Below are 19,856 nucleotides of genomic sequence, written 5' to 3' on the forward strand. Positions count from 1 at the left end.
GACCAGATACTCACCAGCAGTTTGGCTAATTTGCCCGACATCTTCGCACGGGCACGACACCAGGGGCGCATCACATGACTATGGATAATGCGGCACAACCCATCCTTACCCTCAGCCACATCGTCAAACGATTTGGCGGCAACGTGGCGGTCAACGACGTCAGCCTGCAGGTGATGCCGGGCGAAGTTCTGGCGTTGCTGGGCGAAAATGGCGCCGGCAAATCGACGCTGATCAAAGTGCTGGCGGGCGTCTACCCGCGCGACGGCGGCGATATTCGCTTTCAGGGCGCAAGCATCGCCTCCGCCGCCGCGATAAAAAGCACCAGCCGCCAGCCGATCGCCTTTATTCATCAGGATCTCGGCCTGATCGAATGGATGACGGTGGCGGAGAACATGGCGCTGGTGATGGGGTTTCCCCGCCGCTTTGGGCTGATCGACTGGCGCGCCATTCGCCGCCGGGCGGCGCAGGCGCTGCAAGACGTCGGCATCGCGCTCGATCCCGATGCGCGCGTCTTCGAACTGTCGCGCACCGAAAAATCGCTGCTGGCGATCGCTCGCGCGGTGGCGGTCAACGCCGAGCTGCTGGTGCTGGATGAACCGACCGCCTCCCTGCCCGCCAACGACGTGCGTCATCTGTTCGCCGTGATCAACCGGCTGCGCGCCAAAAAGGTCGGCATGATTTATGTCACCCACCGTCTGGACGAAGTGATCGAAATCGCCGATCGGATCTGCGTGATGCGCGACGGGCGCTATGTCGCCGGCGGTCGCACCGCCGACTACTCGCTGCGCGATCTGGTGCAAACCATCGTCGGCGAAGCGATGGCGGACGATCAGCGCGAACCGCTGCCGGAACATCGTCCGCCGGTGCTGCAGCTCGATAGCGTCACGGTGGGCGACATCGGCCCGGTGAGCTTCGACTTGCAGCCGGGCGAGATGCTGGCGCTGGCCGGCCTGCGCGGGGCCGGGCAAGAAGAGATTGGCCGGCTGCTGTTCGGGTTGCGCCAGGCCGACGGCGGCGCGATTCGATTTCGCGATCGGCCCTATCAGGCGAGCACCCCGCAGCAGGCGATGGCCTGCGGCGTTTCGCTGGTGGCGGGCGATCGCACCGGCGAAAGCCTGGTGATGTCGATGAGCGTGCGTGAAAATCTGTTTATCAACCCCTGCGCCAGCGGCCACCGGCTGCTCTCCCGCTACGGGCGGCGAGCGGAGATCGGCGCCAGTTGGTGGAAGGTGCAGCTGTTCGACGTACGCCCCAAGGACGTCAATATCGATATCAGCGCGCTATCCGGCGGCAACCAGCAAAAGGTGGTGATGGCGCGCTGGATGCATCTGGGGGCGCCGCTGCTGATCCTGGAAGATCCCACCGCCGGCGTGGACGTCGGCGCGCGCGCGGAAATCTACCATCTGCTGAATAAATCCCTGGCGGAAGGCGTGGCAGTGCTGGTTATCTCCAACGATTTCGAGGAGATCGCCCATATTTGCAACCGCGCACTGGTATTCAACCGCGGGAAAGTGGTCGGCGAGCTGAAAAATCAGCAGGTGTCATTCGCCAATTTATTGGAGCTGGCCTCTGCCAGCACCGGGGAAAACGTCGCAATCACGTCAGAATCCGAGGTAGGCCATGTCTAAAACATCCGTTAAATCAACCGCACTGGAGCAGCGCGTCAGCCTGGCGCAGGACGGCGCCGGCCCGTGGCTGATGCAGGTTCTCACCCGCTATGGCCTGCTGCTGCTGTGCATCGCGCTGGTCGTGCTGTTCTCACTGCTCACCCCCTCCTTCGCATCAATGCTGACGCTTCAGGCTATCTTGTCGAGCAAGGCCAAAATCGCCCTGTTGGCGCTGGCGGCGACCATCCCGATGATCGTGGGCAAGATCGATCTTAACGTCGGTTTCGGCATTGTGCTGTGGCACATTCTGGCGATCACGCTGCAGGTGGAATACGGCTTCTCCTGGCAGATGGCGGTGCTGACGGTGCTGGCGATCTCGGCGCTGTACGGGTTGCTGAACGGCATTCTGGTGGCGCTGGCCGATATCGACAGCTTCGTCGCCACCCTCGGCTCCGGCACCGTACTGTACGCCATTGCCCTGTGGCACTCCGGCGGGCGGCAGATCGTCGGCGACTTGCCGGATGCCTTCATCGCGCTGCACCACACCGAGATCGCCGGCATTCCGATCGTGGCATTTTACGTGCTGATCGTCGCGGTGGTGCTGTGGCTCATCACCGAACACACCCCGCTCGGCCGCTGCATGTATGCGGTGGGCGGCAACCCGGCGGCCGCGCGCCTGAACGGCATTTCGGTCAACCGCTTTACCATCGGCGCCTTCATCGCCTCCAGCGTGCTCACCGGTTTCAGCGGTGTGTTGATCGCCGCCGAACAGGGCGTCGGCCAGGCCAGCGTCGGCATGGACTATCTGCTGCCAGCGCTGGTCGGCGCCTTCCTCGGCAGCACCACCATTCGCCCAGGGCGCGTCAACGTCTGGGGCACCGTGGTCGGCATCGCCATTCTGGCTATCGGCATCGCCGGCATCCAGCAGTTCGGCGGCGAATTCTGGGTCGAGCCGCTGTTCAACGGCGCGACGCTGTTGCTGTCGATCACTCTGGCCGGCTATGCCCAACGCCGTCGGCTGCTCAATCAGAAAGCGGTACAACGCAGCCAGGCGACGCCGGCTGACAACAACAATCAGACAGCGACCCACCCTTAAACCAGGAGCACACCATGAAACGCATTTGGCTGTTACCGGGGTTCACCACATTCTTGCTCGCCGCATCGCCGGTCTGGGCCGACGCCTATCTCGATCAGGCCACCGCCGCCGTGGCGAAGGCTACCGCCAGCGCCACCCAGTGGGACGGCCCCACCAGCGGCCCGCAGCTGCAGGCCAACAAGAAGATCATTTTTATCGCCTCCGACATGAAGAACGGCGGCGTGCAAGGGGTGCAACAGGGGTTGAGCGAAGCGGCGAAAGCCGCCGGCTGGAAGCTGGAAACGCTCGACGGCGGCGGCTCGGTGAAAGATCAGCTGGCATCGCTCAATCAGGCCATCGCCCAGAAACCAGACGGCATCGTGATCGGCGGCTGGAACCCTAACGTCGCCAAGATCCCGCTGAAAAAGGCCGTACAGCAGGGCATCGTGCTGACCGCCTGGCATGCGGTGCCGGAACCGGGCCCCATCGCCAAATACAATGTGTTCTATAACGTCACGTCGGATTCCAACGAAGTGGCGCGCATCGCCGCGCAATACGCGGTGGTGCAGTCCGGCGGCAAGGCGAGCGTGTTGATCTTCACCGACTCGCTGTACCAAATCGCCTTGGACAAGGCCAACGTCATGAAAGAAGAGATCGCCAAATGCAGCGGCTGTACGCTGCTGGAATTCATCGACACGCCGCTGGCAGATACCGCCAACCGCATGCCGGCGATGACCTTCAGCCTGCTGCAGAAGTACGGCGACAAATTCCAATATGCGCTGGCAATCAACGATCTGTATTTCGACTTTATGGCGCCGGCGCTGAAAACCGCCGGCAAAGGCGGCAAGAACGCGCCTTACAACGTGTCGGCCGGCGACGGTTCAATCTCCGCTTACCAGCGTATCCGCTCGGGCGACAGCCAGTCGGCGACGGTGCCGGAGCCCTTGAAACTGCACGGTTGGCAGCTGCTGGACGAATTCAACCGCGCCTTCGCCAAGCAGCCGCCTTCCGGCTACGTGACCCCGGCGCATCTGGTCACCCGCGACAATATCGCCGCCGACGGCGGCGCCAATAACCTGTATGACCCGCAAAACGATTACCAGGGCCATTACAAAGCGATCTGGGGCGTGAAGTGAACGGCGGCATTCGGCATTCATTGCGCACGCACGCTCAGCTCGAGCGCTTGTGCTCACCGGCGATTTGGGCCGAAGGGCCGGTCTGGCTGCCGCAAGAGGATGCGGTGGTGTTCAGCGACGTGAAAGGCAATCGCATGTTCCGCTGGTCGCGCCGGGGTGAGCTAAGCCTATACCGCTCGCCGTCGCACTACGCCAACGGCAATGCGCGCGACGGCGAGGGGCGTGTGGTCAGCTGTGAACACGGGCGGCGCGGCATCAGCCGCACCGAAAGCGATGGCGAAGTGCGCCTGTTGATCGACCGCGTCGACGGCAAGCGCTTTAACTCGCCGAACGACGTGGCGGTGTGTTCCGACGGCACCCTGTGGTTCACCGATCCGCCCTACGGCATCATCGGCGACGAAGAGGGTTACAAATCAGAAAGCCAGGTAATCGGCTGCTATCTCTACAGCTTCGATCCGCGCGACGGTTCGCTGACCATCGCCGCCTGCGACCTGCAGCGCCCGAACGGCCTGGCGTTTTCACCGGATGAAAAATGGCTGTACGTTGCAGACATGTCGATCGTGGATTTTCCGACGCTGGGCCGCCGCGAGCTGCGCGTCTATGCGGTCAACGGTCGCGAGCTGGAAGCCGGCCGCCGTTTTGCAACCGTGGAACCCGGGTTCCCGGACGGCTTCTGCGTCGATCGGGCCGGCAATCTGTTTTGCAGCTGCGCCGACGGCGTGCTGGTCTTTGATCCAGAGGGGCGACAGATCGACAAAATCAGCGTGCCGGAACGCGTCTCCAATTGTACCTTCGGCGGCCCGAACGGCGATGAGCTCTATATCACCGCCACCACCTCGCTCTACCGCATGGTGCTGAACACCCGCGGTTAGCCGGGGTCTCGCAAGACGCAGGGTGGGTTTCGATCCGCCCTGCTTTGTCACGTCTGAAGCACGCCATCTCCACCAAAACGTGGCGACGATCACAAAATCACCACTCAATTTTAACATCATGTTTTTCATGAATAATTTTACTCCCCCTTGCTTTGACTTCCCTGAATCACCGGGATAGCATTTATTTGAAATGCAATTTCGCATATTGAAATTTAGCGAACCAAAAACAGACGATTCGCACAGGCGGAGAACCGGCATGAGAGTGAGTTACAGCGAGTTAAAACAGCAATTCAAACGCGTGCTGCTGGCGCGCGGCGTGGCGGAACATCTCGCCGACGACTGCGCCGGCATGTTCGCCGACACCACCGCCAGCGGCGTTTATTCCCACGGCGTTAACCGCTTTCCACGCTTTATTCAGCAGTTGGACGCCGGCGATATCGTGCCGGACGCCGAACCCAGCAAACTGTTGTCGCTGGGGGCGATCGAGCAATGGGATGCGCACCAGGGAATCGGCAACCTTACCGCCCGCCGCATGATGGATCGCGCCATGCAGCTAGCCGACGATCATGGCATCGGCCTGGTGGCGCTGCGCAACGCCAACCACTGGATGCGCGGCGGCGGCTACGGCTGGCAGGCGGCGGAGAAAGGCTATATCGGCATTTGCTGGACCAACTCGATCGCCGTGATGCCGCCGTGGGGCGCCAAAACGTGCCGTATCGGCACCAACCCGCTGATCGTCGCCGTGCCCGGCAACCCGATCACCATGGTGGACATGTCGATGTCGATGTTTTCCTACGGCGCGCTGGAGCTGAACCGGCTGGCGGGCAAAACCCTGCCGGTGGACGGCGGCTTCGACAACGACGGCCGCCTGACCCGCGATCCGGCCACCATCGAAGAGAACCGGCGCATTTTGCCAATGGGGTATTGGAAAGGATCGGCGCTGTCGATCGTGCTGGACATGATCGCCACCCTGCTGTCCGGCGGCGCCTCGGTGGCGGAAGTGACGGAAGATCACCGCGACGAATACGGCGTCTCGCAGGTGTTCATCGCAATTGAGATAGACCGGTTGATCGACGGCGACAGCCGCGATCAAAAACTGCAGCGCATCATGGATTACGTCACCAGCGCCGAACGGGACAACCCCGACGTCGCCATTCGCCTGCCGGGCCACAAGTTCCCGCGCATTCTGGAAGAAAACCTGCGCGACGGCATTCCGGTTGACGAACGAGTCTGGGCGCGCATTCAGGCGCTGTAACGGGAGGATCATCATGATATTCGGCCACATCGCCAACACCGCGCCCGAGCAGTACCCGACGCCGGTCGCCAACGCCGTCGCCTATTTGCAGCGCACCGATTTCAGCGTCTTGCCCGCAGGGCGCTATGAAGATCCCGCCACCGGCTACGTGGTGCAAGTGCTGGATCTGCATACCCAACCACCGGATGCGCTACGCCCGGAAGTCCACCGGCAAAACGTCGACGTGCAGTTTCTGGTCAGCGGTACCGAGCTTATCGGCGTAGCGGCGGACAACGGCGACAACGTCATTCATCAGGAGCTGCTGGCGCAGCGCGACATCCTGTTTTATCAGGACGTGGCCGACGAATCCTGGCTCACGATGCGCCCCGGCAATTTCGCGGTATTTTTTCCGCAGGACGTGCATCGCCCGGCCTGCATTAACCAACGCCCCTGCGCGATACGCAAGGTGGTGGTGAAGATACCGCTGGCGTCGTTTAGCGCCCGATAGACGCAGCACCCGTAACGATAACAACACCGGTCCATGAGGCCTGTGCGGGCGCCCTTGCGCCCAAATTAAGCAAAACAATAACGCCCGACCCTACAAAAAAGTGAACATCGAAAGAGGTCCTTATGAATACAGCCTCCGTTTCCGTCAGCCAAAGCCAGGCTATTCCCAAGCTCCGCTGGCTGAGGATCGTGCCGCCGATCCTCATCACCTGCATCATTTCTTACATGGATCGGGTCAACATCGCCTTCGCCATGCCCGGCGGCATGGATGACGAACTCGGCATCACCGCCTCGATGGCCGGGCTGGCCGGCGGCATCTTCTTTATCGGTTACCTGTTTCTGCAGGTGCCCGGCGGCAAGCTGGCGGTATACGGCAACGGCAAGAAATTCATCGGCTGGTCACTGTTGGCCTGGGCGGTGATCTCGGTGCTGACCGGGCTGGTCACCAACCAGTACCAGCTGCTGTTCCTGCGCTTCGCCCTCGGCGTTTCCGAAGGCGGCATGCTGCCGGTGGTGCTGACCATGATCAGCAACTGGTTCCCGGATAAGGAGCGCGGCCGCGCCAACGCCATCGTCATCATGTTCGTGCCGATCGCCGGGATTCTCACCGCCCCGCTGTCGGGTTGGATCATCACCGCCTGGGACTGGCGCATGCTGTTTCTGGTGGAGGGGGCTCTGTCGCTGGTAGTCATGGCGCTGTGGTACTTCACCATCAGCAACCGGCCGCAGGAAGCCAAATGGATCTCGCAGGCGGAGAAAGAGTATCTGGTGAAGACCCTGCACGACGAACAGCTGCTGATCAAAGGAAAAACGGTGCGCAACGCCTCGCTGCGCCGAGTGCTGGGCGACCGGATCATGTGGCAGCTGATCCTGGTGAATTTCTTCTACCAGACCGGTATCTACGGTTACACCCTGTGGCTGCCGACCATTTTGAAAGGGCTGACCCACGGCGATATGGAGCAAGTGGGTCTGCTGGCTATCTTGCCCTATATCGGCGCCATCTTCGGCATGCTGATCATCTCCACCCTCTCCGATCGCACCGGTAAGCGCAAAGTCTTCGTCGCCCTGCCGCTGGCCTGCTTTGCCGCCTGCATGGCGCTGTCGGTGCTGCTGAAGGATCACATCTGGTGGTCTTACGCTGCGCTGGTCGGCTGCGGCGTATTTATTCAGGCGGCGGCCGGGGTGTTCTGGACCATCCCGCCCAAATTGTTCAACGCCGAAGTGGCCGGCGGCGCACGTGGCGTGATCAATGCGCTGGGCAACCTCGGCGGCTTTTGCGGCCCGTATATGGTCGGCGTCCTGATCAGCCTGTTCAACAAGGATGTCGGCGTCTACAGCCTGGCGGCCTCGTTGGCGATCGCCTCCGTGCTGGCGTTGATGCTGCCCAATAAATGCGACCACAGCGCGAGGAGCGAATGATGGAATATTGGCTGGGGCTCGACTGCGGCGGCACCTTCATCAAGGCGGGATTATACGACCGCAGCGGCCATGAACACGGCGTTGCGCGGCGCAATCTGGCGATCGTCGCGCCGCAGCCCGGCTGGGCCGAGCGCGATATGGCATCGCTGTGGCGCACCGCCGCCGACGTGATCCGTGAAGTGTTGTCCGCCAGCGGCGTCGCCGCCGGCGCCATCCAGGCCATCGGCATCTCGGCGCAGGGTAAGGGGGCGTTTCTGCTGGATAAGCAGGGGCAGCCGCTGGGCAACGCCATGCTCTCTTCCGATCAGCGCGCGCTGGCGCTGGTGCAGGAATGGCAACGACAGGGCGTGCCGCAGGCGCTGTATCCGCAAACGCGCCAAACGCTGTGGACCGGGCACCCGGTTTCGCTGCTGCGCTGGCTGAAGCGGCATCAGCCGGAACGTTACGCCCGCATCGGCAGCGTGCTGATGGCGCACGACTACCTGCGCTATTGCCTGACCGGCGAGCTGGCCTGCGAAGAAACCAATATCTCCGAATCCAACCTGTATCAGATGCGCAGCGGACGCTATGACCCGGCGCTGGCGCAGCTGCTGGGTATCGGCGACATCATGCCCGCCCTGCCGACGATCGTCGGTTCGGCCGAGATCGCCGGGCGCGTCGAGGCAAACGCCGCGGCCATCACCGGCCTGCAAACCGGCACTCCGGTGGTCGGCGGGTTGTTCGACGTGGTGTCCACCGCGTTGTGCGCCGGCCTGCAGGACGAAACCCGGCTCAACGCGGTGATGGGGACCTGGTCGGTCACCAGCGGCATCACCGACGCCATCATCGAGGGTTTCGATCATCCCTTTGTCTATGGCCGCCACGCCGAAAACGGCCAATACATCGTGCACGAAGCCAGCCCCACTTCCGCCGCCAACCTGGAATGGTTCTGTCACCAATGGGGGCTGCAGGACTACGACCAGCTTAACCGCTGGGTCGCCGCCCTGCCGAAAGCCGCCGGCGATCTGCTGTTCGCCCCTTTCCTGTATGGCTCCAACGCCGGCCTGGGGCTGAGCGCCAGCTTCTACGGCCTGCAGGCCTTCCACCAGCGCGAGCACCTGGTGCAGGCGATCTACGAAGGCGTGGTGTTCTGCCACATGACGCACCTTAACCGTATGCGCCGGCGTTTCCCTGAGGCGCAGGCGCTGCGCGTGACCGGCGGCCCCGCCAAATCCCGCCCCTGGATGCAAATGTTCGCCGACGTCAGCGGCCTGCCGGTTGAGCTGCCGCAGGTGGAAGAAACCGGCTGTCTGGGCGCGGCGATGGCGGCCATGGTCGGCAGCGGCGTCTTCAACGATTTCACCGCCGCCCAGCACCGGCTGGCGCCGCGTATCGAGCGGCTGCTGCCTGATGCGGCCGCCGCCGAAGCTTACGACCACAAACACCAACGTTATCAGGCGCTGATTGCTGCATTGCAAAATCTGCAGCCCGCCAACAAGGAGGCCCCATGAGCACGAAACCGCGCCTGCAGCTGGCGCTCGATCAAACCCGTTTGGATACGGCGCTGCGCACCGCCGAGACCCTCAGCCCCCATGTGGACATCATCGAGGCCGGTACCATTTTGTGCATCAGCGCCGGTATTCAGGCGGTTAGCGCGCTGCGTGAACGCTGTCCGCAGCACACGCTGGTGGCCGATCTCAAGGTGGCCGACGCCGGTGCGACGCTGGCCGATCAGGCCTTCGGCCAGGGCGCGGACTGGATGACGGTGATCTGCGCCGCGCCGTTGGCCACCATGGCCAGCGCGCGGGAGGTCGCCGAGCGTCACGGCGGTGAAATCCAGATCGAACTGTTCGGCCGCTGGACATTGGAGGACGCGCGGCAATGGCGCGGCCTCGGCATTCGTCAGGCGATCTATCACCGCGGCCGCGACGCGCAGGCCAGCGGGCAAACCTGGGGCCGGCAGGATCTGGATCGGATGAAGGCGCTGTCCGATCTGGGCATCGAGCTGTCGGTGACCGGCGGCATCACGCCCGCCGACCTGCCGCTGTTTAAAGAAATCGCCGTCACCGCCTTTATCGCCGGCCGCGCGCTGGCCGAGGCCGGCGATCCGCCGGCCGCCGCCAGGCAGTTCCGCACCGCCATCGATGACATCTGGAGATCATGATATGCGTCAGCACCCGTTGGGAATTTACGAGAAAGCGCTGCCGAAACACCTGAGCTGGCCCGAACGCCTGGCTCTGGCCAAGGCCTGCGGCTTCGACTTCGTCGAAATGTCGGTGGACGAAAGCGATGAACGTCTGGCGCGCCTGAGCTGGAGCAAGGCGCAGCGCCTGGCGCTGGTGGACGCCATGCTGGAAACCGGCATCCGCATTCCGTCGATGTGCCTCTCCGGCCACCGGCGCTTTCCGTTTGGCAGCCACGATCCGGCGCTGCGACAGCGCGCCTTCGACGTGATGGAACAGGCCATTCAGCTGGCCAAAGATGTCGGTATCCGGACGATCCAGCTGGCCGGCTACGACGTGTATTACGAAGAGCAGGACGAGGGGACGCTGGCGCGCTTTAGCGAAGGCATGCAGTGGGCGGTAGACCGTGCCGCCGCCGCCCAGGTGATGCTGGCGGTGGAAATTATGGACACCGCCTTTATGAACTCGATCGCTAAATGGAAAGCCTGGGACGCCCTGCTGGCCTCGCCGTGGTTCTCGGTGTATCCAGACGTCGGCAACCTCAGCGCCTGGGGCAATGACGTGCCGCGCGAGCTGGAGCTGGGCATCGATCGCATCGCCGCCATTCACCTGAAAGACACCTACCCGGTCACCGCCACTTCGCCGGGGCAATTCCGCGACGTGCCGTTTGGCGAAGGCTGCGTCGACTTCGTCGAGGTGTTTCGCACGCTGCAGCGCCTCAATTACCGCGGCGCATTCCTGATTGAGATGTGGACCGAAAAAGCCGAGGAGCCGGTGGCCGAGATCGTTCAGGCCCGCCGCTGGATCGAACAGAAAATGCAACAAGGGGGCATGACATGCTGACTCAGTTAAAACAACAGGTGCTGGAGGCCAATCTCGATCTGCCGCGCCATAAGCTGGTGACCTTTACCTGGGGCAACGTCAGCGCGGTGGATCGCGAACGCGGTCTGGTGGTGATCAAGCCTTCCGGCGTTGAATACGAGCATATGACGGCGGAGGATATGGTGGTGGTCGATCTGGCCAGCGGCCGCACCGTCGAGGGGGCAAAAAAACCGTCGTCGGACACCGCCACCCATCTGGCGCTGTACCGCGAATTTGCCGATATCGGCGGCATCGTCCACACCCATTCGCGCCACGCCACCATCTGGGCGCAGGCCGGGCTGGACATCCCCGCCTGGGGAACCACCCACGCCGACTATTTTTATGGCGCTATCCCCTGCACTCGCCTGATGACCCAGGATGAAATTGAGCACGATTACGAACTGGAAACCGGCAACGTGATTATCGAAACCTTCCGCCGGCGCGATATCAATCCCAACGCGATCCCGGCGGTACTGGTCAATGCCCACGGCCCCTTCGCCTGGGGCAAAGACGCCCACAACGCGGTGCATAATGCGGTGGTGCTAGAAGAGATCGCCTACATGGGCATTTTCTCGCGCCAGCTGACGCCGGGCATTCACAGCATGCAACGCGAGCTGTTGGACAAACACTACCTGCGCAAACACGGCCAAAACGCCTACTACGGGCAGTAGAGCGCCGGGGACTTAACCGTGGCACCCGATGCTTTGCCGCATCGGGTGCCAACGGGCATGAGCCGCAGTGTAACGAAAACCGCATTCGCTCATCGACGCGAAATTCGCTATCATCCGCCCCCACCCACCAGCCGGCCGCCCGATGTCTACGATCACCGATACCTTTATTGCCCCGCCATGCCATGACCCAATAGAGATCCTCTATCAGGACGATCATCTGGCGCTGATCAATAAACCGGCCGGGCTGCTCAGCCTCTCGGGCAAGAATCCGCAGAATCTCGATTCGGTACACCACCGGCTGGTACAGATCTTCCCCGGCTGCGCCCTGGTGCACCGCCTGGATTTCGGCACGTCCGGGTTGATGGTGGTGGCCCGCAACAAGGCCGCCAACGCCGCGCTCTGCCGGCAGTTCAGCGAGCGCACCGTCAGCAAAGTGTACAGCGCGCTGCTTTGCGGCCATCTGGCGAATAACGAAGGGGTCATAGACGCGGCGATCGCCAAAGATCCGGCGCTGTTCCCGCTGATGTCGATTTGCGCCCTCCACGGCAAGCCCGCCCGCTCCCGCTATCGGGTCGTCGAGCGTTTTTATCGTGAAACGGAAGGCGGGATCCCGCTGCCGCTGACGCGGGTGCAGCTCACCCCGGAGACCGGGCGCACCCACCAGCTGCGTATTCACAGCCGGCAGTTGGGCCACCCTATTTTAGGCTGCGATCTGTACGGCGGGCGCCTGCTGCCGGGTACCGAACAGACGCCGCGGCTGATGCTGCACGCCAGCGAGCTGGACTTTGTGCACCCCATCAGCGGAGAGCGGATCGCCGCTCGTCACGCCGCGCCGTTCTGAACGCGGCTTACCACATCAAATCGTCGGGCACTTTAAAGTCGGCGTACGGATCGTCTTCATCCTGCTCTTCCTGACTCAGCGCACTGTGCAGCACAATGCTGGCCGCATCGCGCTGCGCGATTTTATCGGCGACGCTCGCGGGGATAATCGCGTATTCACACTCTTCCCGGTTCTCGACCACCAAGCGGGCAATGGCGAGGCGGCCATTGATCAGCTGAGTCTGCGTCGCCTTATCCACCAGGATTTTCTTGATCAGGTTGCCGTCGGTGAAGTTGAAACCGATATCACCTTTCGCCAGAACGATGCGGTTCATCTCGATCAGTTGCTTCACCTGCGCCTTGTATTCTTTGGACAGCGCGGCTTGCTTTTGCTGCTCGTTCAGCGCTTTATCGCGCTCAAGCTGCGCCTTTTTATTCTCTTCCACCGCCTCTCTGGCCTCACGGGCCTGAACGCGTGATTTTTTAGCCGTTCTTTGGACTTTGGCCATTTTCTTGCTGGTTACCAAGCCCGCTTTGAGCATCTGCTCTTGTAAGGTGAGTTTTGTCATGTTCGTGTCTGAAGCCGTGGGATCATGGGGGGATTATACCCGTAATTTTTCAGGCTGCACCAGGTTGCCGGCCCGGTACGTTGGCGGTTTGCGCTGCAGAGCAACGGCGATAAACCGCCCCGAACGCCAGATCATGAATAGCGCTCATGTGGTAATGAAATTAAGTCTCTTTCACTCCCTGCGGGACTCTGGCAAAAATAGACCTCATTAAAGACAGACAATATGAAATCGGCTGAATGAAAAAAAGAGAAAAACAACCCATTGAAAGAAATGGATAAATCCAGCCTTCATATCATATAACAGGATGCTATAAGACGATGAATAGAGACTTTACCTTTACGATTAAGAGCAGTTCTTTCAATGAAGATTATAACCCTTCTGAAAGTACGCGTATCACCACCAACTTCGCCAATTTGGCCAGAGGGGAAAACCGCCGGGAGAACCTGCGCAATACGCTGGTGATGATTAACAACCGCTTCAATACGTTGGCGCATTGGGATAACCCCAAGGCCGATCGCTATTCGGTCGAGCTTGAAATCATCTCGGTTGAGATGCGCGTTGAAGATCAGGGTGCCAGCTTCCCGGTGATCGAAATCCTGAAAACCAACATCATTGATAAAAAAACGCAAAAGCGTATCGAGGGCATCGTTGGGAACAATTTCTCCTCTTACGTGCGCGACTACGACTTTAGCGTCTTGCTGCCGGCGCACAATAAAAACACGGCGGAATTTACCATTCCGGATGATTTCGGCGATTTGCACGGCAATATCTTTAAGCACTTCGTCAATTCAAACGAATACCATGAAAATTTCAGCAAACCGCCGGTGATCTGCCTCAGCGTGTCCAGCAAAGACACCTACCATCGGACGGGCAATCAACACCCGGTGTTGGGCGACGAGTATCGGCAAGACGGCGCTTCGCTGACCGACCGGTATTTTAAAAAAATGGGCCTGCAGGTGCGCTACTTCATGCCGAAAAATAGCGTCGCGCCCCTGGCGTTTTATTTCCCCGGGGATTTGCTGAGCGATTACACCGATCTGGAACTGATCGGCACCATCAGCACGATGGAGACCTTCCAGAAAATTTATCGGCCTGAAATTTACAATGCCAACTCGGCGGCGGGGCAATGCTATCAGCCAAGCCTGAATAACCAGGATCATTCATTAACCAAGATTGTTTACGATCGCGAAGAGCGTAGCCAGTTAGCGATTGAGCAGGGGAAATTTACGGAAGAGCAATTTATCAAACCCTACAAACCTCTTCTTGAGCAATGGTCTGCTCACTACGCGCTTTGATTCACTCAAATACAGGTCATCTATTATGAAAATATTGCTCCCTACGTCGACCGCCGGCAGCTTGCCCAAACCTGTCTGGCTGGCCCAACCGGAAACCCTGTGGTCGCCTTGGAAATTGCAGAATGAAGAATTAATCGAAGGGAAACAGGACGCCTTGCGTTTGTCGCTGGCAGAGCAACAACAGGCCGGCATCGATATCGTCAGCGATGGCGAGCAAACGCGCCAGCACTTCGTCACGACGTTTATCGAACACCTCAGCGGCGTCGATTTCGAGAAACGCGAAGTGGTTAAAATCCGCAATCGCTACGAGGCGAGCGTGCCAACCGTTGTGGGGGCGGTCTCGCGCCAAAAACCCGTTTTCGTTGAAGACGCCAAATTTTTACGCCAGCTGACCAAGCAGCCGATTAAATGGGCCCTGCCGGGGCCGATGACCATGATCGACACGCTTTATGACAACCACTATAAAAGCCGCGAGAAATTGGCCTGGGAGTTCGCCAAGATCCTCAATCAGGAAGCTAAAGAGCTCGAGGCCGCCGGCGTCGACATTATTCAGTTTGATGAGCCCGCATTTAACGTGTTCTTTGACGAGGTGAATGACTGGGGCATTGCCGCTCTGGAAAGAGCCATTGAAGGGCTTAAGTGTGAAACCGCCGTACATATCTGCTATGGATATGGGATTAAAGCCAATACCGACTGGAAAAAGACGCTGGGCTCGGAATGGCGGCAATATGAAGAGGCGTTTCCGAAACTGCAAACGTCCAACATCGATATCATCTCCCTGGAGTGCCATAACTCGCACGTGCCGATGGACCTGCTTGAACTGATCCGCGGCAAAAAGGTGATGGTCGGCGCCATCGACGTAGCGAATCATGCCATTGAGACGCCAGAGGAAGTGGCCGCTACGCTGCGCAAAGCGCTGCAGTTTGTCGATGCCGACAAGCTCTATCCGTCGACCAACTGCGGCATGGCCCCCCTGCCCCGTCAGGTCGCCCGCGGCAAGCTGAATGCGTTAAGCGCAGGTGCCGAGATCGTGCGCCGAGAGCTGTTAGCCAAATAACCTTGCCAGCGCCCGCCACAGGCACCTCCTGTGGCGGGCGATTATCATCAATTCCCCCTCCCCGCAACGTCCCCGCTCTGGTGTATACTCGGATTTCTACGCGATGCCAGCCACAGCGGTTTTGGTTCAGGCCTGGCCTGAACAGCCCTCAGCCAGCCCACACCAGCCGAATAACAGTGGAATAACCATGAGCCCAAATACCGCTCGCATCAGCGAAATCATCGATCGCGCCAGGATCTCCCCCTACCAAATCCTGATCCTCACCCTGTGTTTCCTCATTGCCCTGCTGGACGGTTTCGATACCGCCATCATCGGCTATATCGCCCCGGCGCTGCGCGAAGAGTGGGATCTGCTGCCCGCTCAGCTCTCTCCCGCCTTCGGTGCGGGGCTGTTCGGCCTGCTGATCGGCAGCCTGCTGTTCGGGCCGATCGCCGACGCCTTCGGCCGCAAACGCGTGCTGCTCGTCGCGGTGCTGGTGTTTGGCGGCTGCACCCTGGCTTCGGCCTACACGCATTCGATCGAATCCCTGACCCTGCTGCGCTTCATCACCGGCATTGGCCTCGGGGGCGCAATACCAACTTGCATCACCCTCAGCTCGGAGTACTCACCGGCGCGCCGCCGCATGCTGATGGTCACCTTGAGCTGGAGCGGCTTTACCGCTGGGTTAGCCCTGGGCGGCCTGCTGGCCGGGCAGATCATCCCGGCGTTCGGCTGGCGCGGCCTGCTGCTGGTCGGTGGCATCGCGCCGTTGGCGCTGCTGCCGCTGTTGGCCTGGCAGATGCCCGAATCAGTACGCTTTATGGCCGCCAGCGCCAAACATGCCGATCGGCTGCGCCGGGTGGTCGAGCGTATCACCGGCCAGCGTTGGGCCGGTGTGACGATTGTCGATGACGAGCGTCCGGCGCAGATCAAATCACCGATCTCGCATCTGTTTATCGAAGGGCGCGCCGTGCGCACCCTGCTGCTGTGGGCGGCGTTCTTCTGTTCGCTGTTCGTGTTTTACCTGCTCACCAGTTGGCTGCCGACGATCCTCAAAGACGCCGGTTTCGATATCGCCCACGCCTCGCGCATCGGCGCGATGGTGCCGCTCGGCGGCACCCTGGGCGCCATTCTGATGGCGCTGCTGATGGATCGGGTCGGGCCCTACCGCGTGCTGGCCGTCTCCTACCTGGGTGCCGCGCTGGTGATTGGCGCCACCGGGTATCTGATGGGCGACGTCTACACGCTGGCCGCCGTCGTGTTCCTTATCGGCTTCGGCGTGGCCGGCGCGCAGAACGGCCTGAACCTGGTTTCCGCCACCCTTTACCCGACCGCAGCCCGCGTGACCGGCGTCAGTTGGGCCATGGCCAATGGCCGCTTTGGTTCGATCGTCGGCTCGATGCTCGGCGCCTGGATGATGACCGCCGCCGGCTCGACGGAGGTGCTCTTCCTCTGGCTGGCGCTGCCGGCGCTGTTGGGCGCCGCCGCCATCTTCCTGCTTTATCGCCTCAGCCTGCGCCGCCGCGTGCCGCTCACGGAGCCGGCAGCGGACATCTGACCGCCCTAAAAGAAAAGGCCGAGACGCCATCGGTAGCGTCTCGGCCTGCAGTAAAAAAAGGGGGCCAAGGCCCCCTTCTGTGTTATTCCGCCTTGGCGGAAGCGTCTTCGGTGCGATACAGGTGCACGTCCATTTGCGGGAACGGAATGCCGATGTTGTGGGCATCCAGCGCGCGCTTGAAGTTTTCCATCAGATCGAAGTACACGTTCCAGTATTCCGCATTGGTGGTCCAGGAACGGGTCACAAAGTTCAGGGAAGATGGCGCCATCTCGTTCAGACGCACAGTCACGCCTTTAGCGTGCATGATGCGTTTGTCGGCGGCGATCACATCGCCCAGCACCTTCTTCACCACGTCGATATCGGCGTTGTAGGCCACGCCCACCACGATATCCACACGGCGGTTCGGCTCGCGGGAGTAGTTGATGATGTTGCCGGCGATGATTTTACCGTTCGGCACCACGATGGTTTTGTTGTCTGCGGTGCGCAGGGTGGTGGAGAAAATCTGCACCTGATCGACGGTACCGGCCACGCCGCCCAGATCGACATATTCACCCACGCGCAGCGGGCGGAAGATCACCAGCAGCACGCCGGCGGCGAAGTTAGACAGCGAGCCTTGCAGCGCCAGACCGACAGCCAAACCGGCGGCACCCAGCACGGCGATCACCGAGGTGGTCTGCACGCCGACACGCCCCAGCACGGCGATGAAGGTGAACGCCAGCACGCCGTAGCGCACGATCGCCGACAGGAAGTCTGCCACCGTGGCGTCGATGCCGCGCAGCTTCATCACGCGGTTCAGCGCATTGCCGACCACGCGGGCCACGATCGAACCGATGATCAGGATAACGATGGCGGCGACGATATTCACCGCGTACTGGATCAACAGATCCTGGTTCTTCACCAACCAGTTGCCGGCACCGTTGATGCCGTCTACTACATTCAAATCTTTCATTCGTGTCGTCCTAACTCAGTCCCTAACGGGAGAAACTCGCAAAAATACACTGGCCTCGGCAGCCAGTAGGAAACCACCGCCTAAGGGTAACCAACATTAAAGGCTCATGCCAACCGTCAGCGTTAAAAATAGCCGAAACCGCCCGCCGCGTCTTCTATGCTGAAAACAGCGCGTTGGCTATTTCACGACTAGGGATCCGTTCTTCATGCACATTCGCTCTTCGCTCAAACACTATTGGCAAGTGCGGCCCAGGCTGCTGTTTTCCGTCGGTGCCGGGCTGTTGTGCTTTCTGCTGCTGCCCGCCCAGCTCTCGTTGCTGCAGCGCCTGATGATCGGCTGGAATACGCTGGCCTGGCTCTATCTGCTGTTTCTCTGGCGGCTGATGCTGGTCAGCACACCGCAGCACATTCGCCAGATCGCTCGGCGACAGGATGAAAGCGCCAGCACGGTGTTGGCGCTGGTCAGTTTCGGTTGTCTGGTGAGCATTCTGGCGATCCTGTTCGAATTGAGCAGCGCCAAACAGGCCAGCGACTCGCTGAAAACGTTACATCTGGCGTTAACCGGCGCAACGCTGGCAGTCTCCTGGCTGCTGCTGCCGACCGCCTTCACCATGCACTATGCCCATCAGTTTTACCGTCAGGGCGCACAGCAGGATCCCTTGCCGCTGCTGTTTCCCGGCAATCTCACCGAGCCGACCTATCTGGACTTTGCCTACTTCTCCTTCACCATCGCGGTCGCGTCGCAAACGGCCGACGTGGCGGTCGGCGCCGCGGAGGTGCGTAAAATCGCGCTCGTGCAGTCGGTTATTTCGTTCGTGTTCAACATGCTGATCCTGGGCCTGTCGATCAACGTCGGTGCCGGCCTGCTGGGCTGAAAACGAAAAAGGCTCCCCGCAGGGAGCCTTATGCACGTGCAACAGGTGCCGAAGATTACAGAACGTCTACCGCGTTCAGATCTTTGAAAGCCTGCTCCAGACGCGTCACCATGCTGGTCTGCGCTGCGCGCAGCCATACGCGTGGATCATAGTATTTCTTGTTCGGCTGATCGGCGCCTTTCGGGTTGCCCAGCTGGCCCTGCAGGTAAGCTTCGTTCGCTTTGTAGTACTGCAGGATGCCATCCCAGGTCGCCCATTGGGTGTCGGTGTCGATGTTCATTTTGATCACGCCGTAACCCACAGACTCTTTGATCTCTGCGTCGGTAGAACCGGAACCGCCGTGGAACACGAAGTTCAGGCTGTTGTGCGGCAGGTTGAATTTCTTGGACACGTAGTCCTGAGAATCACGCAGGATGGTCGGAGTCAGCTTAACGTTGCCTGGCTTGTACACGCCGTGCACGTTACCGAAGGAGGCTGCGATGGTGAAGCGCGGGCTGATGGCGTTCAGTTTTTCGTACGCGTAAGCCACGTCTTCCGGCTGGGTGTACAGTGCGGAAGCGTCCATATGGCTGTTGTCCACGCCATCTTCTTCACCGCCGGTGCAGCCCAGTTCGATTTCCAACGTCATGCCGATTTTGGCCATGCGCTTCAGGTAGGCGCTGCAGATCTCGATGTTTTCTTCCAGAGATTCTTCAGACAGATCGATCATGTGGGAAGAGAACAGCGGTTTGCCGGTAGCGGCGAAGTGCTTCTCGCCGGCGTCCAGCAGGCCGTCCAGCCATGGCAGCAGTTTCTTCGCGCAGTGGTCGGTGTGCAGGATCACCGGCACGCCGTAGTGTTCAGCCATCTGGTGAACGTGGTGTGCGCCAGAGATAGCGCCCAGAATCGCTGCACCCTGAGGCACATCGGTCTTCACGCCTTTGCCGGCGATGAACGCGGCGCCGCCGTTGGAGAACTGAACGATAACCGGCGCGCGCACTTTAGCCGCGGCTTCCAGCACTGCGTTGATGGAGTCGGTACCCACGCAGTTTACCGCTGGCAGCGCAAAGTTGTTCTCTTTAGCAACTGCGAAGACTTTCTGAACGTCATCACCCGTGATGACACCCGGTTTTACGAAATCAAAAATTTTAGACATGTTACTTTGTCCTGTTTCGTCGGCCGTAGATGGATGTAAATCGATGTTTTCACGCCGCGCAGCGTGAGCCGCGCGGT

The 19,856-nt window shown here is 60.6% G+C and carries 19 protein-coding genes; 16 read left to right on the top strand and 3 right to left on the bottom strand.

Translation table 11 applies throughout. From position 1 onward, the window contains the following. The first annotated feature begins 74 nt into the window (after positions 1-74). From GUC32_RS20300 to GUC32_RS20355, 12 genes are all read left to right on the top strand, one after another. The gene (locus tag GUC32_RS20300) at positions 75-1,628 is read left to right on the top strand and encodes a sugar ABC transporter ATP-binding protein (protein WP_025304161.1); all 1,554 of its coding nucleotides are present in this window, start codon (positions 75-77) and stop codon (positions 1,626-1,628) included. After that, positions 1,621-2,703: an ABC transporter permease gene (locus GUC32_RS20305; protein WP_016930014.1), complete on the top strand. Its 1,083-nt coding sequence runs from the start codon at positions 1,621-1,623 to the stop codon at positions 2,701-2,703. The genes GUC32_RS20300 and GUC32_RS20305 overlap by 8 nt, the downstream gene beginning before the upstream one ends. Before the next feature lie 14 nt (positions 2,704-2,717). Next, the gene (locus tag GUC32_RS20310) at positions 2,718-3,818 is read left to right on the top strand and encodes a substrate-binding domain-containing protein (protein ID WP_043142668.1); all 1,101 of its coding nucleotides are present in this window, start codon (positions 2,718-2,720) and stop codon (positions 3,816-3,818) included. Then, entirely contained in the window at positions 3,815-4,690 is an 876-nt protein-coding gene (locus GUC32_RS20315; RefSeq protein WP_170311444.1) for an SMP-30/gluconolactonase/LRE family protein, read from the top strand. Before GUC32_RS20310 ends, GUC32_RS20315 begins: the two co-directional genes overlap by 4 nt. Before the next feature lie 256 nt (positions 4,691-4,946). After that, positions 4,947-5,945, top strand: coding sequence for a 3-dehydro-L-gulonate 2-dehydrogenase (gene yiaK / locus GUC32_RS20320; protein ID WP_141966754.1), 999 nt, complete (start codon positions 4,947-4,949; stop codon positions 5,943-5,945). Positions 5,946-5,958: 13 nt separating this feature from the next. Continuing rightward, positions 5,959-6,432 (top strand): YhcH/YjgK/YiaL family protein, encoded by a 474-nt coding sequence (locus GUC32_RS20325; RefSeq protein WP_025304166.1) that lies wholly within the window; start codon positions 5,959-5,961, stop codon positions 6,430-6,432. A 122-nt stretch (positions 6,433-6,554) separates the two neighbouring features. Beyond that, entirely contained in the window at positions 6,555-7,850 is a 1,296-nt protein-coding gene (locus GUC32_RS20330; protein WP_025304167.1) for an MFS transporter, read from the top strand. Next, positions 7,850-9,340 (top strand): FGGY-family carbohydrate kinase, encoded by a 1,491-nt coding sequence (locus GUC32_RS20335; RefSeq protein ID WP_089181259.1) that lies wholly within the window; start codon positions 7,850-7,852, stop codon positions 9,338-9,340. Before GUC32_RS20330 ends, GUC32_RS20335 begins: the two co-directional genes overlap by 1 nt. Continuing rightward, positions 9,337-9,993 carry a 3-keto-L-gulonate-6-phosphate decarboxylase UlaD gene (gene ulaD, locus GUC32_RS20340; protein ID WP_025304169.1) on the top strand — a complete coding sequence of 219 codons (657 nt, stop codon included), beginning with the start codon at positions 9,337-9,339 and terminating at the stop codon, positions 9,991-9,993. Before GUC32_RS20335 ends, ulaD begins: the two co-directional genes overlap by 4 nt. A gap of 1 nt (position 9,994) precedes the next feature. Further along, positions 9,995-10,855, top strand: a complete 861-nt coding sequence (locus GUC32_RS20345) for an L-ribulose-5-phosphate 3-epimerase (protein ID WP_043142677.1) — start codon at positions 9,995-9,997, stop codon at positions 10,853-10,855. Beyond that, positions 10,849-11,544 (top strand): L-ribulose-5-phosphate 4-epimerase, encoded by a 696-nt coding sequence (gene araD, locus GUC32_RS20350; RefSeq protein ID WP_043142679.1) that lies wholly within the window; start codon positions 10,849-10,851, stop codon positions 11,542-11,544. Before GUC32_RS20345 ends, araD begins: the two co-directional genes overlap by 7 nt. Positions 11,545-11,686: 142 nt before the next feature. Continuing rightward, complete coding sequence (locus GUC32_RS20355; RefSeq protein ID WP_099817439.1) at positions 11,687-12,385, top strand: RluA family pseudouridine synthase; 699 nt, start codon at positions 11,687-11,689, stop codon at positions 12,383-12,385. 7 nt (positions 12,386-12,392) lie between these two features. On the opposite strand, the gene GUC32_RS20360 is transcribed toward GUC32_RS20355, so the two are convergent. Continuing rightward, complete coding sequence (locus GUC32_RS20360) at positions 12,393-12,932, bottom strand: DUF2058 domain-containing protein (RefSeq protein ID WP_025304173.1); 540 nt, start codon at positions 12,930-12,932, stop codon at positions 12,393-12,395. Positions 12,933-13,249: 317 nt separating this feature from the next. Between GUC32_RS20360 and GUC32_RS20365 the strand changes: the two genes are divergently transcribed. The 3 genes from GUC32_RS20365 (at position 13,250) to GUC32_RS20375 (ending at position 16,821) form a co-directional block, all read left to right on the top strand. Beyond that, positions 13,250-14,227, top strand: a complete 978-nt coding sequence (locus GUC32_RS20365; RefSeq protein ID WP_049296201.1) for a DUF1852 domain-containing protein — start codon at positions 13,250-13,252, stop codon at positions 14,225-14,227. A 25-nt stretch (positions 14,228-14,252) separates the two neighbouring features. Continuing rightward, positions 14,253-15,284 carry a methionine synthase gene (locus tag GUC32_RS20370; protein WP_049206152.1) on the top strand — a complete coding sequence of 344 codons (1,032 nt, stop codon included), beginning with the start codon at positions 14,253-14,255 and terminating at the stop codon, positions 15,282-15,284. Between the two features lie 187 nt (positions 15,285-15,471). Beyond that, a complete protein-coding gene (locus GUC32_RS20375) occupies positions 15,472-16,821 on the top strand; it encodes an MFS transporter (protein WP_369435402.1) in 1,350 nt (449 codons plus the stop codon). Positions 16,822-16,903: 82 nt separating this feature from the next. Here the strand turns inward: GUC32_RS20375 and mscS are convergent, their stop codons facing one another. After that, positions 16,904-17,770, bottom strand: a complete 867-nt coding sequence (mscS, locus tag GUC32_RS20380; protein ID WP_025304177.1) for a small-conductance mechanosensitive channel MscS — start codon at positions 17,768-17,770, stop codon at positions 16,904-16,906. A 205-nt stretch (positions 17,771-17,975) separates the two neighbouring features. On the opposite strand from mscS, the gene GUC32_RS20385 reads away from it, so the two are divergent. After that, the gene (locus GUC32_RS20385) at positions 17,976-18,644 is read left to right on the top strand and encodes a DUF1345 domain-containing protein (RefSeq protein ID WP_025304178.1); all 669 of its coding nucleotides are present in this window, start codon (positions 17,976-17,978) and stop codon (positions 18,642-18,644) included. A 55-nt stretch (positions 18,645-18,699) separates the two neighbouring features. On the opposite strand, the gene fbaA is transcribed toward GUC32_RS20385, so the two are convergent. Continuing rightward, positions 18,700-19,779 (bottom strand): class II fructose-bisphosphate aldolase, encoded by a 1,080-nt coding sequence (fbaA, locus tag GUC32_RS20390; RefSeq protein WP_025304179.1) that lies wholly within the window; start codon positions 19,777-19,779, stop codon positions 18,700-18,702. Positions 19,780-19,856 lie beyond the last annotated feature (77 nt).

Origin of the sequence: Serratia sp. NGAS9 (assembly GCF_009905295.1) — a bacterium.
GTDB lineage: Bacteria > Pseudomonadota > Gammaproteobacteria > Enterobacterales > Enterobacteriaceae > Serratia > Serratia bockelmannii.